Raw genomic sequence first — 17,935 nt, forward strand, 5'->3', positions numbered from 1 at the left:
GTCGGAATGGTTTAGGAGGCAGGCGGGGCGTTCTCGATGATCTCGTTCGCGAGCTTCAGATAATCGTTGGCGACACTGTCCTCGTCGTTGCCTTCGGTGCCCACGAGGAAGACCGGCAGACCCAGGGTGACCGCGCGGCGCACGATCATGGCGTCACGGATCTGCGTGGTGCAGATCTTGGCCGCGGGCGCGCAACCGCGCTTCTGCGTCTTGAATTGGTTCAGACGAAGCTGCATGCGCATCTTCGGCACCTCGATGTCGGTGTTGGCCTTGATCGAGTTGAACACGATGCCATAGACCTGCGAGGCCGGGCCCATCGCCGTGGTGCGGAAACTGGCGGACGACTGCTGGAAGCGGAGCAACTTTTCAACCAGGAGCGTGAAACCGATCAGGCTGAGTGCATCGGGGTTGGAAGGCACATAGATCTCACCCGCGCAATACACGCCGTTCTGCGAGGCGCGCAGGACGTTCGGCGGACAATCAAAGAGAATGAAGTCGTAGTTGTTTTCGATCTCGGCGAGCTGCTCCTGGAAGATCACGTAGGAGGGGCGCTTGGGATCGGGCTTATACTCGCCCTCGAGATCGACGAGGTTGAAGGTCGTGGGAATCAGATCCAGCCCGGGAAGGAGCTTTTCCCCGTCCTTGCCCTCGACCACATCCTTGATGACGATGTCCTTCAGGCGGGCGGTGCCCGGGTCGAAGATTGAATACACCGAACCTGTGCCGGTGGCGTTGATTTTGTTCCAGCGCTCCAGCTTGAGCAGCCAGATACTCGCGTTCGACTGCGTATCGAAATCCATCAGCAACACCCGCATTCCGCGTCGGGCGAGGCTGGCCGCCGTGTTGACGATCAAGGAGGTCTTGCCGACACCGCCTTTGTAATTGAGGAAGGCTATCTTGCGTGCCATTGGTGGGTTATATGTGGGCACAATGTGGCAAAGGATGCAAGCTGTGCCAGTTAAAAATCTTACTAAGTTGGGGTTTTGAATCCTACCCTCGAATGGCCCTGCTCCGCTGATGTTGAAACCTTGCCTCCAAGAACAATTCGCCCCCTACAGCCAATGCTTCGGGTGCGGTCCGGCCAATCCCACGGGACTGCGCCTTCGTAGTTTCGTCGTGGATAAATGCGTCGTGGCCGAATGGCAGCCCAACGAAGGCCATCAAGCCTTCCCAGGTATGCTCAACGGAGGCATCATCGGAGCCTTGCTGGATTGTCACAGCAATTGGACTGCGGCATGGGAACTGATGCAAAAAAGTGGCTTTGCCAGCCCGCCCTGCACCGTGACCGCAGAATACGCGATCAAGCTCTTCCGACCCACTCCTCTGCATCTGCCGGTCACTCTGCGCGCCAGCGCCAAGGAAGTCCTCACGGATCGAACCATCATAGAAGCCGAACTATCCAGCGATGGGAAAATCCGCGCGAACTGCCGGGGAGTGTTTGTCGCGGTCAAGCCAGGCCACCCCGCCTACCATCAATGGTGAGGGGTGGTGTTTCGTTACCTGATCGTCACGCGGCCCGTACGTTTCCGTAACCTGGACCAGTCACTGTCAGCACGATGCCCAATCGTGCCAGAATCCTCGCCGTGGATGACGAACCCGAGCTCACCGACCTGATGCAATATCATCTGGTTCGGGCGGGCCATGAAGTTACCACCGCCGCGAACGGTTGGGAAGCGATCCATGCCGTGCGCGCGAACCGGCCGGATATCATCCTGCTCGACCTGATGCTCCCCGATCTCGACGGCTTCGGGGTGTGCGAGATCCTCCGCCGCGATCCGCAGACCGCCACCATACCGATTGTGATCGTGTCCGCCTGGTCTTCGCCCGACTCGCGCAACCTCGGTCTCGAGCTGGGCGCGCTGGATTATCTCACGAAGCCGTTCAGCCCGCACGAACTGGTCGAGCGCGTCAACCGCCTCGTCCACGCCCGCGCAGGCTGATTTCCCCCCCCGTCGCCGGGTTCACTCGGCGGCGGTGAACTCCATCGGCACGGCCATCCGGAAACTCACCTTGCGACCGTGCTGGGTGCCGGGCTCGAAGCGCCAGCGCCAAACCGCGCGAACCGCCGGTTCCACGAACTCCCGGCGACTCCACTTCACGGCCTCTGCCTGGACAACTCGCCCGTCGGTGCCGACCACAAACTCCACCGTCACTGAACCGTTCACACCTTCGCGGCGCAACATCTCGGGGTAATTGGGCGAAGGTTGCGCCACGGCCCGCGGCATGCGGTCGAGCTTGTCCACCCCGGGGATCGAGGGGAACCCAACGGGGCCATCGCCAATCCGGTTTCCGTCCGGCAACCCGGTCACACCGCGAAGATCCTTCACCGGATCGATGCTCTGGTTGTAAGGAGTGACGGGGACCGTGAAAACTTCGCCGGGATTGATGAGGGGCGCTGGGACGTCAGGCAGGCTGGGCAGGGAGCTGGCGGATGCGCTCGAGACGGGACTCTTTCCGTCGGTGTCATCCGGCGGCGTGGCGACCGGCTCCTCCTGAATGGGAGTAAAGGTGATGGGCACGAGTTTGGTCGGCGGCGTGATAACGACGACTTCCGGTTCGGCCGAGATGAGAAAAAGCGCGCCGTGCAAGGCCGCTGCGATGATGACTGGCAGTCCGAAGCTTTGGGTGTTCATAGGGGTGTGCCTCCTTGCCTAACCACGGGCCGGCGCGAATTTTCTTAGACCATTCCGGCGTTGCCTCATGAAATTCCCGGAGGAAGGCTCGCTCCGGTGAAAGCCACCGACCTTGCCTTCAGCCGCGCCCTCGGACTGCGCGACGCCCCGCCGGATGCGGAGCACCTGCTTGAACTGCCCTTCACCGACCTGCTCCATAACCACCTGGGCACGATGCATGCCGCCGCCCAGTTCTCGCTGGCTGAGGCCGCCAGCGCCGAGTGCCTGCAACGGCGCTACGGCGCGTCCGTCGGCGAGGTTTTTGCCGTGGTGCGGGGCGTCGAGGTCAAATACCGCAAGCCCGCCACCGGCGACCTGCTGGCCTTCGGCCGGCCCGATGAAGCCACCGCCGCCCACCTGTTGACCGAACTCGCCGACCGAGGCCGCACGAATGCCGTGATCCTGATTGATCTCAAGGATCGCACCGGCACGCTGACCTTTCATGGCAAGTTCGAGTGGTTTATTTCCCGGGTGCCCCCACCCCTGCTTTGACCCGTTGCGCCGGTTGATGGCGGGGTTGGCGATGCTGCTTGGTTTCGTCGCTCTGCCGGGGCAACAACCCGCCTACCTGCGGACCGCGCTCGAGGGCTTTAACACCGGCGTGCCCGCCGGCTGGGCCTACACCCTGACCACCGTCCGCCACGGCCGCGCTCTCACCGAGCGCTTCGACCCCGCGCTTCCGCCGGCAGCGCAATGGACCTTGCTCGAAACCGAGGGCCGCCCGCCCACCCCTGACGAATTGGAAAAATACCGCCGCGCCCGGGCCGCCGCCCCCGGTGGCATGCAGGCGAATTTCGAGCGGGCCGACATCGAGCCCGGCAGCCTCACCTTGGTGCGTGAGGATGCCACTTACGCCGAATATTCCAGCGCGTTCCGGGAGACTTCGGTCGGTCCCGACAAGATGCTCGGCCACCTGAAACTGGTGCTCAAGGTGGACAAGACCATCCCCCACGTCAGCGCCTACGTGCTTGAACTCAAGGAGCCGTATTCCCCGGTCCTTGGCGTCAAAATGACCGAGCTCCGCGTCGAAGCCCGCTTTTCGCCCCCGGCAACCGGCCGTCCCAGTCTATTGACCGGACTCAGCTCACGGTTCACCGGCCGGATTTTTTTCATCCCCACCGGGGAGGAACTCGAGCTGACTTACCGTGAGCACACGCCGCCGACTGAGCTATCTCGTTGACTTTACGGGATAATGCACAGCCTTAGCAACGTTGCCTCTCCCTCACGTGAAAAGCCTCTCGTTCCGCTGGCAGCTGACTCTTTTCATTTTGATGATCTGCGGTGTGACGCTGTCGCTCGCACTGGTGGGGTTGTATCTCTACGACGCACGGCAGTTTAACGACGAAATCCAAACCCGGCTGGAGAAAACCCAGTTTCTGCTGACGGGCAACTTGGTGCCCCTGCTTGAACAAAATCCCGAGGCCACCGACCTGCCCCTTGGCGTGCTGAGTGTGGATTCCCAGATTGCCGCCGCCGCGGTGTTCTCCCCCGATGGCAAACTTCTCGCCCGTTACGTCCGCTTCGGCGCGCACGAAGTTATCCCGCCCCCGCCCAAGGGTGTGACCCGGCTCTTTGACAGCCACCGCTCGGTCGCCTGGACCACCATCACCTCCGGCAACCGCTCCCTTGGCCTCCTCTACCTCAAGGCCGAGTTGAGCGAGGCCGAGCAGGCGCGCTTTGGCAACTTGCTGCGCGTGGCCGTTATCATCTTCGGTGCCGCCGCCTTTCTCGCCATTACGGTCGCCTTTCGCCTCGGCGGCCGCTTCACCCAGCCGATCACCGAACTCGCGCAGGTCTCCACCTCCGTCGAGCGCACCCACGATTACAGCCAGCGCGTGGAAAGCACGGCGAGCGGCGAGATCGGCGAACTCATCGAGTCCTTCAACTCGATGCTCGGGACCATCCAGTCCAAGACGGATGAGATCGTGCATGCGCGCGCCCTCGCCGAGGGCGCCAAGGACCAGCTCGAGGAAGCCAACCGCACTCTCGAGGCCCGCGTCGAGGACCGCACCAAGCTCCTCGCCAAGGCCGTCAAGGACGCCGAGGAGGCCAGCAAGGCCAAGAGCAGCTTCCTCGCGAAGATGAGCCACGAGCTCCGCACCCCGCTCAACGCCATCATCGGCTACAGCGAAATGCTGCGCGAGGACGCCGTGGACGAGGGCAACACCCGCACTGCCGAGGATCTCGACAAGGTCCTCAACGCCGCCCGCCACCTTCTCGGCCTCATCAACGACGTGCTCGACATCTCCAAGATCGAGGCCGGCAAGATGGAGCTGTTCCTCGAGAACTTCGAGATCAGCAAAATCGTCAACGAGGTCATCGCCACCGCCCAGCCGCTCATCGCCAAGAAGGGCAACACGCTCGCCCTCGACTGCCCGCCCGACATCGGGACGATGCACGCCGACGCCACGAAGCTGCGCCAGATGCTCCTCAACCTGATGAGCAACGCCAGCAAGTTCACCGAGAAGGGAACCATCACCCTCCAGGTCCGCCGCGTGGATGACGACGAGAGCATCGAGTATGCGGTCAAAGACACCGGCATCGGCATGACGCCCGAACAGCTCTCGCGCCTCTTCCAAGCCTTCAGCCAGGCTGACGCATCCACCGCCAGCAAGTATGGCGGCACCGGTCTCGGCCTGGCGATCTCGAAGCAGTTCGCGCAGATGATGAACGGCGACATCACCGTCACCAGCACCGCCGGTGTCGGCTCGACCTTCACCATCCGGCTGCCGGCCACCGTCGCGGCGAAAAAGCCCAAGGTCGTCAACCAGAGCAGCCCGCGCCTCACCCGTTCGCCGTTCCCCAATGAGAAGCGCCCCAAGATCCTCGTCGTCGATGACGACAAGGACATCCGCTCCGTCATCACCGACATTCTCGACCAAAGCGGTTACGAGGTGTTCACCGCCGCCTCCGGCCAGCAGGGCTTGGATCTTGCCGGACAGATGCTGCCCAACCTGATCATCCTGGACCTGATGATGCCAGGCATGGACGGCTGGACCGTGCTCACCAAGCTCCAGCACAAGCCCGCGCTGGCCGACACCCCGGTCATCATTCTCAGCGCCGCCAGCGGACTCGAAATGGCGATGTCGCTCGGTGCCGCCGCCGTGCTGTTCAAGCCGGTGGACGCCCGCCAGCTCACCGCCGAGATTGCCGCCCAACTCGCCCCGCTGCCGCCGAACTTTGTGCTGCTGGTCGAGGACGACGCCGACTCGCGGACGCTCATCACCCGCATCCTCGACGCCGAGGGTTGCAGTTCCCGCGCCGCCATCAACGGCAACGCGGCCCTGCGCATTCTCAAGCTCGGCGCCCCGGCGGTCATCATCCTCGACCTCCAGATGGCCGGCATGAATGGCTTTGAGCTGCTGGAAGTACTCGGCAAGAATCCGGTGTGGAGCAAGATCCCCGTCGTGATCATCACGTCCATGGACCTCACCGCCGACATGCGCAATTATCTCACTCCCCGCACCGTGGCGATCCTCGCCAAGGGCAAGTTCAGCCGCGAGGACCTGCTGGCTCACGTCAGACCCGCCTTGAAAAAGGCGACCCCGGTCATCGCCTCCTGATCCCCAACGTCCACCTATTAACCCGCTCCTCCCATGCCCAAGATTCTTCTGGTTGAAGACAACGAAATGAACCGCGACATGCTTTCCCGCCGCCTGGAGAAACGCGGCTACACCCTCGCGATCGCGGTCGATGGCGGCGCTGGCGTGGCCATGGCCAAAAGCGAGTCGCCCGACCTCATCCTCATGGACATGTCCCTCCCCGTGCTCGACGGCTGGGATGCGACCCGCCAGGTGAAGGCCGACCCTGCCACCAAGGGCATACCCATCATCGCTCTCACCGCCCATGCCATGGAAAGCGACCGGCAAAAGGCGCTTGAGGCCGGCTGCGACGACTTCGACACCAAGCCCGTGGAGCTCAACCGCCTCCTGCTCAAGATCGAGGAACTCCTGAAGAAGTTCCCGCCCAAGGCATGAGTGGTTCCGGGCCCAGTCCGGCGGAAGGCTCCGGCCATCCGTTCACCCTTACGCCGCTGCTGAAGGCGTTGAAGACCCGCGACCACGAGGGTCTTTCCAAGCTGCGCCATGCCCTGCGCACGCCGTTGAACCAGATCATCGGCTACAGCGAGCTCCTGATGGAATCCATCGAGGAAACCGGCCGCGGGGAAATCCTGCCCAGCCTGCAGCGCATCCACACCGGTGGCGGTGAGCTGCTCGCGCTGATCAACGACGCCCTGGCCGCCTGGAAAATCGAGGCCGGCAAGGTAAACTTCACCGCCCTTCAGGATAATCTCCAGGCGCCGCTCAGCGGCGTCATCACGGTGACCGGCCAGTGCATCGAGCAGGCCCGGACCCTCGGCCAGACCGACGCCATCCGCGATCTGGAGAAAATTCTGCGCGCCGCGGAAAATCTCCTCACCCTGGCCAACAACACCGACCCGTCGGCCCTTGCCGGCTACGGGCAGAGCAACTCACCCGTCGACGAAACGCAGGAGCCCGCCACCGCCCTCAGCCCCACGCTCCTGCAGCCGGCCACCCAACAGGACTTCGGCATCTCCAACCAGCCGATGCCCAGCGCCCGCCTGCTGGCGGTGGATGACGACGACCTCAATCGTGACATGCTGGTGCGCCGGCTCAAAAAGCTGGGCTACGACGTGACCGAAGCCGCGACCGGCCGCGAAGCCCTCAGCCGGCTCAAGGAAAGCAGCTTCGACCTCATCCTCCTCGACATCCTCATGCCCGATCTGGACGGCTTCCAGACGCTCGAGTTCATGAAGGCAGATCCCCGGCTCAAACACCTGCCGGTGATCATGCTCACCGCCCTTGACGATGTGGACAGCACCGTGCGCTGCATCGAGGCCGGAGCCGAGGACTACGTCCCGAAGCCCTTCAACCCCGTCATCCTCCGGGCCCGTATCACCGCCTCGCTGGAAAAAAAGCGCCTGCGCGACCAGGAACAGGCCTTCCTTACCCAGCTGCAGGTTGAGCGTGCGAAGTCCGAGCGCCTGCTGCTCAACGTCCTGCCCAAGGCCATTGCCGAGCGCCTCAAGGCCGGTCAGCGCACCATTGTGGACAGCTTCATCGAGTCCACGGTGCTTTTTGCCGACATCGTCGGCTTCACCCGCATTTCCTCCAAGCAGTCGCCGCAGCGCACCGTGCAGCTGCTCAACGAATTTTTCTCCAGCTTTGACCGCATCGCGGAGCAGATGGATCTGGAGAAGATCAAGACCATCGGCGACGCCTACATGCTCGTCAGCGGCGTCCCGATCATCCGTCCGGATCACGCCGAGGCCTGCGCGGCCGCCGCGATGGAAATGCTCGAGGCGGTGCGTCAGTTCAACCGCCGCCATCAGGTGGACTGGAGCATCCGCATCGGCATGAACAGCGGTCCCGTGGTGGCCGGCATCATCGGCACGCGCAAGTTTGCCTACGACCTTTGGGGCGACACCGTGAACATCGCCAGCCGCATGGAATCCCACGGCCAACCCGGCCACATCCAGGTATCCGAGGCGACCAAGCACCTGCTGGAGGGCAAATACGTTTTCGAACCGGTCGGCGTGATTCCGATCAAGAACTCGCAGCCGATGCCCACCTACCTGTTGGTGCGCAAAATCGGGTGAGCGGCGGCGCGGCCCCGAAGTTCTCCGCATCTCGCCCCGCGCAAGCGCCAAAATTGCAGCGGCAGAAACCCACCGACCGCCGCTGGAGCGAAGTGTTATACCGACGGGCGCTTAACCGGTGTTCTTGAGGCCACCGGCGATGCCGTTGACCGTCAGCTCCAGCACCGCACGGATACCCTCGCGGTCGGGCTTGCTCACCCGCCGCACGCGGCGACGCTTGATCATCTCCACCTGCAGGTAGTTCAACGGGTCCACGTAGGGGTTGCGCAGCTTGATGGACTTCGCGAGCACCGGCTCGTTCTCCAGCAGCTGCGCCTGGCCCGTCACCGCGAGCATCGTCTTTTCCGTGAGATGGAATTCGTGCGACAACCGGCTCCAGACGCGCTCGCGCAGCGCTTCGTCCTCCACCAGCCCCGCATAAACGCGCGCGATCGACATGTCGGCCTTGCACAGCGTGAGCTGGGCGTTGTCGATCATCGTCTGGAAAAACGGCCAGCGCTGATACATTTCATGCAGGAGCTTCGCGCCGCCCTTGCGGGCCAGCACCGCGTGCAGGCCGCTGCCCAGGCCATACCAGCCCGGAAAATTGAAGCGGCTCTGCATCCAGGAGAAGACCCACGGAATGGCGCGCAGGTCGGCCACGCTCACGCTGCCGGTGCGGCGGTAGGTCGGGCGGGAGCCGAAGTTGAGCTCGCTAATTTCGTCAATGGGGGAGGCCTGCCGCCAGAACGTGAGGAACTCCGGGTCCTCGTGCACGCAGGCCTTGTAGGCCGCGAGCGCGGCGGCACTCATCTGCTCCATCGCCTTCAGCCAGCGCATGGGCACGCGCTGGGAGCCGCGCTGCGCCTCGTTGGAGCCGAGCAGAACGCCATAGGCCATCTGCTCCAGCACGCGGTGGGCGAGGTCGGGATCGTGATAACGGGTGGAAAGCACCTCGCCCTGTTCGGTCACGCGGATGCCACCATCCTTGAGCCCGACGGGTTGGGCGAGGATGGCCTTCGCCGCGGGACCGCCACCCCGCGCGATGCTGCCGCCGCGGCCGTGAAACAGCGTGACCCGCATCTTGTGCTGCCGGCATACCCGCATGATCGCATCCTGGGCCTGGAACAACGCCCAGTTGGCCGTGAGGTAGCCGCAGTCCTTGTTGCTGTCGGAATAGCCCAGCATGACATGCTGGTGCCGTCGGTTCCGGGCCAGCTCCCCGGCGTAGGCCGGGTGGGAAAACAGCGCGCTCAGGATCGACGGCGCGTTGGTCAGGTCGTCGAGGGTCTCAAAGAGCGGCGCGATGGGCAGGTGCACCCCCGCCAGCTTTTGCAGCAGCATCACCTCCATCAGGTCCGAGACCCCGTTGGTCATGCTGATGATGTAGATGCCCAGGGCATCCACCCCGTATTGTTGCTGGGCGCGGAGCGCGAGCCGCAGCGGTTCGATCACGGTGCGGGTCGCCGGCGACAGGGCGGCCACCCGGCCCGCGGGCAAAATCTCGGCCGTGCGAAGCGCGACGGCCAGCAAACCCTGTTTCTCCTCCTCAGACAGCTGCTCGTAGTCGGGGCGCTCCAGCAGTTCCGCCACCGCGCGGGCATGCGGTCCGGAGTGCTGGCGCAAGTCGAGCCGCGCAGTGCTGAGGCCAAACACATCCACGCACGCAATCGCATCGCGCAACTCGCCGTTGGCCAGCGGCGCGCCCCGGTCGTGCAGAAGGTCGGCCTCGATCTGCGCCAGCACCGCCCGCACGGTCGCGGTGGTCTCGCGCAACGGGTCGCCTTCGGAAAGCTCCAGCAGGTCGGCGTCGGCCTGGGCCAACAGGCGTTCGCGCAGGCTGCTCAGGATGATGCGATAGGGCTCGCGTGGATACCGCTGACCCACCGTGGCCATGAGGCTGGAGGAGGCCCGGCATTGCTCGGCCAGCCGCCGGATGGCCGGCGAAAATCGGGCGCGCCGGTCGGAAACGGTCAGCGAACCCGCCAGCCGGTACAGCAGGTCGGCCAGCTTCTTCACCGCCATGCGCCGGTTCATCCGGAGCACCTGCGCCGTGACCTCGGCCGTCACCCCGGGATTGCCGTCGCGGTCACCGCCGATCCATGAGCCGAACGAAAGCCACCGGTTGGGCGCACGCACTCCCGGGTAGTGCCGGTTCAGCGCTTCCTGGAGGTCGGCCTGCAAACGGGGCAGCAGCTGGTAGAGCGTGCGGTCGAAATACCACAAGCCGGTCCGGGCCTCGTCGGCCACCTCGGGCCGTTCGGTGCGGCTGCGGTCGGTCAGCCAAAGCGACACGATCTCGCGGCGCACATCATCGGGCGCATGCTGGATCTCCTCCAACGTGTGCGCCCGCAGGATCCCGGCGAGGGTGGAAAGTTTTTCGAGCATCGTCCGCCGCTTGGATTCGGTCGGATGCGCGGTGAACACCAGCTCGATTCCCAGCTGACGCACGAGCTTCTGCATCTTTTGGCCGGAAACGCCTGCCTGCTTGAGTTCGATGATGGCGGACTCGATGGATTCGCGCATCGGGTCGCTCGCATGCCCGGCCGCCAGCGCGCTGCGATGCCGCTGGTTGCGCTCCCGCAACAGGCGGATGCGGAAATTTTCCTCCGCCAGGTTCACCAGCTCGAAGTAGAGGGTGAAGGCCATGGCCTGGTTGAAGGCCTCTGCCGGTGTCAGCCGGCCCACGGCCTGCGCCAGCTCGCGCGCGGCGGCCGCATCCCCGGCCCGGCTGCTCTTGGCAAGCGTGCGGAGCGATTCAACCAGCTCGAGGGTCCTCGGCCCCTCCAGCATGGCAATGGTTTGGCCCAGCGTCGCGCCGAGACTGCGAATCTCGGCCCGAAGCTTGGCGTGCTGATCCAGGGCGTGGTGCGTGGTGACCGCCATCGGAAGGGTGAAATACGCAGTTCCTGTGCCGGGGCGGAAGCGAAATTTTCACCCCCGCGATGTCATAACCCTCCGCCGTTCACCGCCACTCGTGACGGGGGTAACGGCGGCTGAGCTCGGGCTTGATCTTGGGATACTGTTCCTTCCAAAAATTGCTCAGGTCGTCGGTTACCTGGATCGGGCGTTGGTTGGGCGCGAGGACCTCGATCTTCACCGTCACCCGCCCATGGCCAAGGGTGAACTTCGAGCTGACGCCGTAAAGCTCCTGAATCCGCGCGCTCAACACTGGCGGCCCTTCCTTGTGGTAGGTGAGGCGCGCCTTGCGGCCGTTCGCCATCACCAGCCGCTCGGGCAGGTAATCGTCGAGCACGGCCAGTTGTTCGGCCAGCAGCCAGTCGCGCAGGACCGGCATCACGGGTTTGTCCTTCAGCTCACGGGCTCCGTGGCTGCCGTAGCAAATTTGCTCGATCAGCGTGGCGCGGTCGGCGTCGGTGATCGGGTTGACCTCCAGCTCCGGCCACCACTTGGCCAGGCAGTTCACCCGCACGATCCACTGCTCGACGGCTTCGTTCCATTCGGTGAGCACGATGTTTCCGGCCATGACCTCGCGGGCCAGAATCGCCGCGGCCTCGCCGTCCGGCGGCTCCTCGGCCGTCTGTTTGGATTCGAGCACGAGGTCGCGGAACTTCCGCTCCTTGCGCGCCAGCACGCGGCGCATCGTCGGGTCGTAGGTCACGCCGCCGGCATCGCTGAAATCCTCGGGGAAAAGCTCCTTGAGCCACGCCTCCTCCACCGCGGTGCAAAGATTGAGCAGGGTGTTCACCTCGCCGCGGCTCTCGATCTCAGTGATTTCGGCCGCCACGAGGAGCGGGGCCTCCTGGATGCAGCTCTCGCGGGCGAGCACGCCCTTCCGCTTGTGGACGAGTTCGCAGCGCAGGGTGCCCTGGTCGAGGCGGCGTGCCAGGTGGTCGCTGAAGCCGAGCAGCACGCACTTCCGCACCGCCACGCCGTCGATGCGCTTCTCGGCGACGTCCAGTTTCTCCGCCTGCGCAATCTCCAGGAACTGTTCGTAGAGCGGTCCGACCTGCCGCACGCCCTGGATGTGGATGCCCAGCCGGCGGCAGGCGTCGGCATTGTAGTTCGCCTTGTCCGCGTAGCGCCACGCCCGCATCAGCAGGAAGAAGTCGGACTCATGTTCCTCGCCAAAGAGGTCGTCGCGCGCCTCCTGCGTGCGCTTGTCCACGTTGCGCAGGAGAAAATTCCGCCCCTGCGTCAACGCCGCCATCAGCGCCACCGAGCGCACGCAGCCGTAGTCCTGCGCCGCGAGGAACATGCGGGCGTAACGCGGATGCATCGGGAAACGCAGCATCTTCCGGCCGACGGGAGTAATCTTCAGTAGCCGCGTTTGAGCCGTCCCGGCGAAAGCGTGGTCCACGTTGTCGCTGCGCTCCAACCCGGCTAGGTGCAGCGCGCCCAAGTCTTCGAGCAAAGTTTCGGCGCGCTCCAACGACTTCGGCTCGGGTTTCTCCAGCCAGGGAAAGTTGGCAATGTCGTCGATGCCCGCGGCCTTCAGCGTCAGCACCACCTCGGCGAGATCGAGTCGCTTCACCTCGGGCAGCTCCTGCAACGGACGCCGCGCATGCTCGTTCTCCGTCCACAACCGCACGCACACGCCCGGCGCCGTGCGCCCCGCGCGGCCGGCCCGCTGGTCGGATGACGCCACGGAAATTTTCTCAATGAGCAGCGTGTTGATGCCCCGGTGCGGATCGTAGCGGGCGACCCGCGCGAGGCCGCAGTCCACGACCGCGGTCACGCCATCAATCGTGAGCGAGGTCTCGGCCACATTGGTCGAGACGATGATCTTCCGGGTGTCGTAGCGCGCCACGGCGCGGTCCTGCTGGTCCGGCGGCAGCTCGCCATGCAGCGGAAAGCACACGAACCCGCGCAGCGCATGCGAACCCTGCACATCCTGCACCGTGCGGCTGATTTCGTAGGCCCCGGGCATGAAGACAAGGAGGTCGCCCGTGGTGCGCGCGGCAACGCGTTCGCATTCGCGCGTGGCGACCGCCCACACAGGGTCGTGCTCGAAATCCACCGACTTGGACAGGTATTCCACCTGCACCGGAAACGTCCGGCCCTGCGAGGTCAGCACCTCACACGGCGCGAGGTAACCCTTGAGCTGCACCGTATCAAGCGTGGCCGACATCACCACGATCTTCAGGTCCGGTCGCTGCGCCTGCTGGATCTGCAGGGCTCGTGCCAACGAAATGTCGCCATAGAGATGCCGCTCGTGAAACTCGTCGAACACGATGGCGCTGATGCCGCGCAGCGTCGGATCAAACGACATCTGCCGGAGCAAAATGCCTTCGGTCACGAAGCGGATGCGCGTCTGCTCCGACACCCGCGAATCCAGCCGGATCTGGTAGCCGACCACGTCGCCCAGCCGCGTGCCCACCTCCTCGGCCACGCGCTTCGCCAGCATCCGGGCGGCGAGCCGGCGCGGCTGGAGCACCACGACCTCGCCCTGGCCCAGCAGCCCGTGATGGAGCAGCATCTGCGGCACCTGCGTGGATTTGCCCGATCCGGTCGGCGCCTGCACGATGAGCCGACCCTGCGCCCGCACCGCCGCGACGATGCGGTCCTCGAGTTCATAGATGGGCAGGTCGCGCGGCTCAGGCATAAGAGGCGACTGATAAGACCAACCCGTCGCCTTGCGCAAGGCCAAGCCTCGCCAATCTGTTCAGGCCCCGAGAACGCAGCGTTCCACGAAACGATTGCGGAACTTGCCGGTGGGATCGAAGCGACGAACGAGGTCGCTAAAATCACGCCAGCGCGGGTAAACCTCGGCGAGTCGCTCGGCGGACATGGCGAACAGCTTGCCGAGATGCGGGCGGGCGCCGAAGGGTGCCAGCGCATTTTCCAGCACGGGCAGGAACGGCTCGATCCCGACCCACTTCTTCTGCCAGTTGAAATGTATGCCGACCGCATCCTCCCCGTAGGCGGAGCTCAGCCAGAGATCGTCGGCGCGGATGGTGCGGATTTCCGACAGCCCCAAAATTGGTGCCAGTTCCTGCCGTAGCGCCAACACCGCCCGGATGGCGGAAACGGCATGGCGGCGCGGGATGAAATACTCGCTCTGCAACTCGTTGCCCAGTCCGGTGGGATCGTGGAGTTCGTAGTGCGGCAGGCGCTCGTGCCAGATGCCCGGCTTGGCAAACGGCGTGAGCGTGCGGTCCGTGGGCGGCGCACCGGAGGGTTGGGCGGATGCCAGAGCCGCCCCAAAGATCCGGTCGGGCACGCGCTCGGGAGTCAGGTTCGGCACGCGCCGCTTCACCCACATCGTGTCCACCCAGTCGTGCTGCCAGGTCGGAAACAGGCTCACGCTGTCGCCCGCGGCGGTGATCTCGTCGAAATGCGCGAATACGTCGGCGAAGGGCAGCCGCTCATAGTTGTCCTGCTGCACCAGATAGGCCGGTTCCAAGTCGAGCGTCAGGCGCGTGACCACGCCGAGCGCGCCGAGGTTGACGACCGCGCCGCGGAACGTGTCGCCGTCGCGCTCGCGGGTCAGTTCGACAAGTTCGCCCGCAGCATTCACGAACTCCATGCCGACCACCGCCGTCGCAAGATTGCCGAATGCGTTACCGGATCCGTGCGTGGCCGTGGTCACCGCACCGATGACGGTGATGTGTTTCAGCGAAGCCAGGTTCGGCAGGGCAAAACCGGCCGCCTGCAACTGCGGGCAGAGCGCCTCGTAGGTCATCCCCGCGTGGATGACCGCCCGGCGGCGGACTGCATCGATCGTAACCGGGACATCCAGGTGACCGAGCCAGAGCATATCACCGGTCGTGTCGGCGATGTCGTTGAAACAGTGCCGCGAGCCGATGACGCGCACCTGCGCGGCGTCGCGCACGAGAGCCTGCACTTGGGGCACGGAGGTGGGCTGGTGAAAACGCGCGGCGCGGTAGTCAAGGTGGCCGGACCAGTTGTGCCGGTGCCAATCGGGGAGTTTCATGCAGCGGAAAACATCCTCATCTGTCTCCCCTACGCCCCGGACCGCAAGTGCGCAAAGGGCGGCCGTTCGTCGAACATGTGAATAACCCGCGAGCAAACGCGCGGGCACAAGTTATTCACCGTATCCGCGGAGCAAAATCCACCCAGCCGGCGTGAATAAGATGGGAGGAAGAACCCCGTGACTTTCGCCCGGGGCGGATGCATCTTTTCACCGTTCCTTGATAGAACAGTCGCAGCACGGCGGCATGAAAAAACCGACGGGAGCGCGACTGGGATAATCCCGGGCAACCGGGGAAAGGAGCACGGCAACTGGTGCCGGGCTCCCCTCTGCGGCGCGAGCCGCATGCAGGCATATGTCACCAGTTCCTCTGGCCGGGGTCGCACCCGGTCCAGCAATGCGAACATGGAACTGTGCGGCGAGGCGCGAACTTAGAAACCGCGTCCGAGCCGGGTCAGATCCGGGGTCAGTTTCAGGCCCCGCGTCCATGCAGTTACCCAGAGGGTTGTGGTTGCTACTGTATCACCAGGACGTTGTGCAGTGCTCCGGTGGGTCCACCCCACCAAAAGGCCCGGCCCGCAAGGCTGGGCGCGAAACGGGCGCGGCACGACGGGGAGCGGGCGAGTCTGGCAAAGCTCGCAAAACCTCCTCCTTGGGGCGGCGCGAAAACCGCGTCACCCAACTGCAAATCGAAAGCAACCTGAGAGGTAAGAGGTCAGACCCGTTACACGGGGCCAACGCCCGGCCAAAAGCCGGGGCCGTCCCCGTGGCAAGGTGCTGGCGCGAAATGCACTGTTGCAGGCGTGCCAACACCCGTCCGGCGAGCGAGTCATCGGCAGATGACGCCGAACCGGGCGTAGAGGCCTCACTCGACAAATTCCGGAGCAGAAATGGCCGGAACGGTCCCGCTATGAGACCGAAACCTGCGCCTGCCGCGTAGAGTAGCGTCGGGGAGCACACGGCCCGCGAAAGCGAGGCGCCCAACGTTGTGCGACTGGGAAAGAGCGCGTGGCGAGCGCCCACCCCCAAAATCTGGCCCGGTCACCGCAAGGTGGCCGGGCCTCTTTGCTTTTATAGAGACCCCTTTTCAGCGCGCCGGGCCGGCGTGTGATACCCGGAACCTGCGGCTTTACCCCTGCCCGGCGCGCTGACTGTCTCTCCCGCGAGCTCGGATCGCCGCCAGGCAGGCAGACCGTTGACTCCCCTGCCCCGCCCGGTCAGCAATGGCGCGCCCATGAAGGATTTCGTCGCCTGGTTGGTTCGTGTCGTCTGCGGCGTCCGCCTGTTGCCGGCAGAAGCCCTGCCCGCCGGACCGGCCATCTTCTTCGCCAACCATTCCAGCCATCTGGATTTTGTGGCCATCTGGGCGGCGCTGCCCGCGACCGTGAGGGCCCGCACCCGTCCGGTGGCCGGACGCGACTATTGGGAGAAGACAAAACTGCGCCGGCGCATCGCCGAGGGTTTCTTCAACGCCGTGCTCATCGAGCGCCAGCGCGTGACCGTCGCCAACAATCCGCTGGCGGCGATGACCGCCGCGCTCGCGGCCGGCGATTCGCTGATCGTGTTTCCCGAGGGCACGCGCAGCCCCGACGGGGCGATCCAGGAATTCAAATCCGGCCTGCATCACCTCGCCCGGGCCCAGCCGGGCATCGCGCTCATCCCGGTCTATCTGCAAAACCTGAGCCGCATCCTGCCGAAAGGCGAAAGCCTGCCCGTGCCGCTGCTCGGGAGCCTGTCCGTCGGTCCGGCCCTGGCGCTCGCCGAGGGTGAGGACAAGGCCGCCTTTCTGGCCCGCGCCCGGGCCGCGGTGCAGCAGCTCGCCGCCTGACTTTCATGCAACTCGACCAACAGCTCATCTGGATTCTGGGCGGCATCATCGGTCTGCTGGCCCTGTCGTCCACCATCACCTTTTTCCTGAAACGCCGGCCGGGCGGGCCCAACAAGGTGGTCGCCAACCTCGACGCCCGGGTGAAGGCGTGGTGGGCCATGGTCGCCGTGTTCGGCGTGGCCCTGGCCACGGGCGGACTGGGCTCCGTGATCCTGTTCGGCCTGTTATCGTTCTTTGCCCTGCGCGAATTCATCACGCTTACCCCGACCCGGGCGGGCGACCACCGCACCCTATTCTGGGCGTTCTTCATCATCACGCCGCTCCAATACTACCTCGTGGCGATGGAGTGGTATGGGCTCTTCTCGATCTTGATTCCCGTTTACGCTTTCATCTTCGTGCCCACGCGGAGCGCGCTGGCGGGCGACAGCGAACACTTCCTCGAACGCACGGCCAAGATCCAGTGGGCGCTCATGGTCTGCGTCTATTGTGTCAGCCATGTGCCCGCGCTCCTGACGCTTAAGATCAAGGGCTACGAGGGCCAGAACGCCAAGCTGCTGCTCTTCTTCGTGATCGTCGTGCAGATCAGCGACGTCCTGCAATACGTCTGGGGAAAACTGCTGGGAAAACGCGCCATCGTGCCGACCATCAGCCCCAACAAGACCGTGGAAGGCTTCTGGGGCGGCATCCTGTCCGCCACGGCGGTCGGCGCAGGGTTGTGGTGGGCCACGCCGTTCACCTGGTGGCAGGCGGCGCTGTTCGCGTTTCTGCTCACGCTCATGGGCTTCTTCGGCGGTCTCGTGATGTCCGCCATCAAACGGGACCGCGGCGTGAAGGACTACGGCACGATGATCGAGGGCCACGGCGGCGTGATGGACCGCATCGACTCGCTCTGCTTCGCCGCGCCGGTGTTCTTCCACCTCGTCCGCTACATTTTCACCTGA

The 17,935-nt window shown here is 64.7% G+C and carries 14 protein-coding genes; 9 read left to right on the top strand and 5 right to left on the bottom strand.

Annotated features, from left to right (window positions below):
* Positions 1-11: 11 nt before the first annotated feature.
* Positions 12-908, bottom strand: a complete 897-nt coding sequence (locus ESB00_RS12930) for a ParA family protein (protein WP_129048097.1) — start codon at positions 906-908, stop codon at positions 12-14.
* A gap of 208 nt (positions 909-1,116) precedes the next feature.
* Between ESB00_RS12930 and ESB00_RS12935 the strand changes: the two genes are divergently transcribed.
* Together ESB00_RS12935 and ESB00_RS12940 are read left to right on the top strand one after the other, a co-directional pair.
* Positions 1,117-1,482 (top strand): PaaI family thioesterase, encoded by a 366-nt coding sequence (locus ESB00_RS12935; protein ID WP_218938744.1) that lies wholly within the window; start codon positions 1,117-1,119, stop codon positions 1,480-1,482.
* A 74-nt stretch (positions 1,483-1,556) separates the two neighbouring features.
* Positions 1,557-1,940 (top strand): response regulator, encoded by a 384-nt coding sequence (locus tag ESB00_RS12940; protein ID WP_129048099.1) that lies wholly within the window; start codon positions 1,557-1,559, stop codon positions 1,938-1,940.
* Positions 1,941-1,961: 21 nt separating this feature from the next.
* Here ESB00_RS12940 and ESB00_RS12945 read toward each other — a convergent pair whose 3' ends face one another.
* Complete coding sequence (locus ESB00_RS12945; RefSeq protein WP_129048100.1) at positions 1,962-2,633, bottom strand: energy transducer TonB; 672 nt, start codon at positions 2,631-2,633, stop codon at positions 1,962-1,964.
* Between the two features lie 96 nt (positions 2,634-2,729).
* Between ESB00_RS12945 and ESB00_RS12950 the strand changes: the two genes are divergently transcribed.
* Genes ESB00_RS12950 through ESB00_RS12970 form a run of 5 tightly spaced genes read left to right on the top strand, consistent with a single transcriptional unit; the run spans position 2,730 to position 8,292 of the window.
* A complete protein-coding gene (locus ESB00_RS12950) occupies positions 2,730-3,164 on the top strand; it encodes a DUF4442 domain-containing protein (RefSeq protein ID WP_129048101.1) in 435 nt (144 codons plus the stop codon).
* A gap of 31 nt (positions 3,165-3,195) precedes the next feature.
* Positions 3,196-3,852, top strand: coding sequence for a hypothetical protein (locus ESB00_RS12955; protein WP_129048102.1), 657 nt, complete (start codon positions 3,196-3,198; stop codon positions 3,850-3,852).
* A gap of 46 nt (positions 3,853-3,898) precedes the next feature.
* Positions 3,899-6,235, top strand: coding sequence for a response regulator (locus tag ESB00_RS12960; RefSeq protein ID WP_129048103.1), 2,337 nt, complete (start codon positions 3,899-3,901; stop codon positions 6,233-6,235).
* A 33-nt stretch (positions 6,236-6,268) separates the two neighbouring features.
* Positions 6,269-6,649, top strand: a complete 381-nt coding sequence (locus tag ESB00_RS12965; RefSeq protein ID WP_129048104.1) for a response regulator — start codon at positions 6,269-6,271, stop codon at positions 6,647-6,649.
* Positions 6,646-8,292, top strand: a complete 1,647-nt coding sequence (locus ESB00_RS12970; protein ID WP_129048105.1) for an adenylate/guanylate cyclase domain-containing protein — start codon at positions 6,646-6,648, stop codon at positions 8,290-8,292. The genes ESB00_RS12965 and ESB00_RS12970 overlap by 4 nt, the downstream gene beginning before the upstream one ends.
* 111 nt (positions 8,293-8,403) lie before the next feature.
* On the opposite strand, the gene ppc is transcribed toward ESB00_RS12970, so the two are convergent.
* From ppc to ESB00_RS12985, 3 genes are all read right to left on the bottom strand, one after another.
* Positions 8,404-11,157, bottom strand: coding sequence for a phosphoenolpyruvate carboxylase (gene ppc / locus ESB00_RS12975; RefSeq protein ID WP_129048106.1), 2,754 nt, complete (start codon positions 11,155-11,157; stop codon positions 8,404-8,406).
* Positions 11,158-11,236: 79 nt separating this feature from the next.
* Complete coding sequence (gene hrpB, locus ESB00_RS12980) at positions 11,237-13,837, bottom strand: ATP-dependent helicase HrpB (RefSeq protein ID WP_129048107.1); 2,601 nt, start codon at positions 13,835-13,837, stop codon at positions 11,237-11,239.
* A gap of 60 nt (positions 13,838-13,897) precedes the next feature.
* Positions 13,898-15,169, bottom strand: a complete 1,272-nt coding sequence (locus ESB00_RS12985; protein ID WP_129048108.1) for a D-arabinono-1,4-lactone oxidase — start codon at positions 15,167-15,169, stop codon at positions 13,898-13,900.
* A 1,231-nt stretch (positions 15,170-16,400) separates the two neighbouring features.
* On the opposite strand from ESB00_RS12985, the gene ESB00_RS12990 reads away from it, so the two are divergent.
* On the top strand, positions 16,401-16,994 hold the full coding sequence (locus ESB00_RS12990) for a lysophospholipid acyltransferase family protein (RefSeq protein WP_129048109.1): 594 nt from the start codon (positions 16,401-16,403) through the stop codon (positions 16,992-16,994).
* Positions 16,995-16,999: 5 nt separating this feature from the next.
* Positions 17,000-17,935 (top strand): phosphatidate cytidylyltransferase, encoded by a 936-nt coding sequence (locus ESB00_RS12995; protein WP_129048110.1) that lies wholly within the window; start codon positions 17,000-17,002, stop codon positions 17,933-17,935.

This window comes from Oleiharenicola lentus, assembly GCF_004118375.1.
GTDB classification, from domain to species: domain Bacteria; phylum Verrucomicrobiota; class Verrucomicrobiia; order Opitutales; family Opitutaceae; genus Lacunisphaera; species Lacunisphaera lenta.

Bases quoted from the DNA above. Each gene is read 5' to 3' on its own strand.
- ESB00_RS12985 (WP_129048108.1), bottom strand. From the start codon at position 15,169: ATGAAACTCCCCGATTGGCACCGGCACAACTGGTCCGGCCACCTTGAC.
- ESB00_RS12930 (WP_129048097.1), bottom strand. From the start codon at position 908: ATGGCACGCAAGATAGCCTTCCTCAATTACAAAGGCGGTGTCGGCAAG.
- ESB00_RS12990 (WP_129048109.1), top strand. From the start codon at position 16,401: ATGAAGGATTTCGTCGCCTGGTTGGTTCGTGTCGTCTGCGGCGTCCGC.
- ESB00_RS12945 (WP_129048100.1), bottom strand. From the start codon at position 2,633: ATGAACACCCAAAGCTTCGGACTGCCAGTCATCATCGCAGCGGCCTTG.
- ESB00_RS12940 (WP_129048099.1), top strand. From the start codon at position 1,557: ATGCCCAATCGTGCCAGAATCCTCGCCGTGGATGACGAACCCGAGCTC.
- ppc (WP_129048106.1), bottom strand. From the start codon at position 11,157: ATGGCGGTCACCACGCACCACGCCCTGGATCAGCACGCCAAGCTTCGG.
- ESB00_RS12995 (WP_129048110.1), top strand. From the start codon at position 17,000: ATGCAACTCGACCAACAGCTCATCTGGATTCTGGGCGGCATCATCGGT.
- ESB00_RS12970 (WP_129048105.1), top strand. From the start codon at position 6,646: ATGAGTGGTTCCGGGCCCAGTCCGGCGGAAGGCTCCGGCCATCCGTTC.
- ESB00_RS12965 (WP_129048104.1), top strand. From the start codon at position 6,269: ATGCCCAAGATTCTTCTGGTTGAAGACAACGAAATGAACCGCGACATG.
- ESB00_RS12955 (WP_129048102.1), top strand. From the start codon at position 3,196: ATGCTGCTTGGTTTCGTCGCTCTGCCGGGGCAACAACCCGCCTACCTG.
- hrpB (WP_129048107.1), bottom strand. From the start codon at position 13,837: ATGCCTGAGCCGCGCGACCTGCCCATCTATGAACTCGAGGACCGCATC.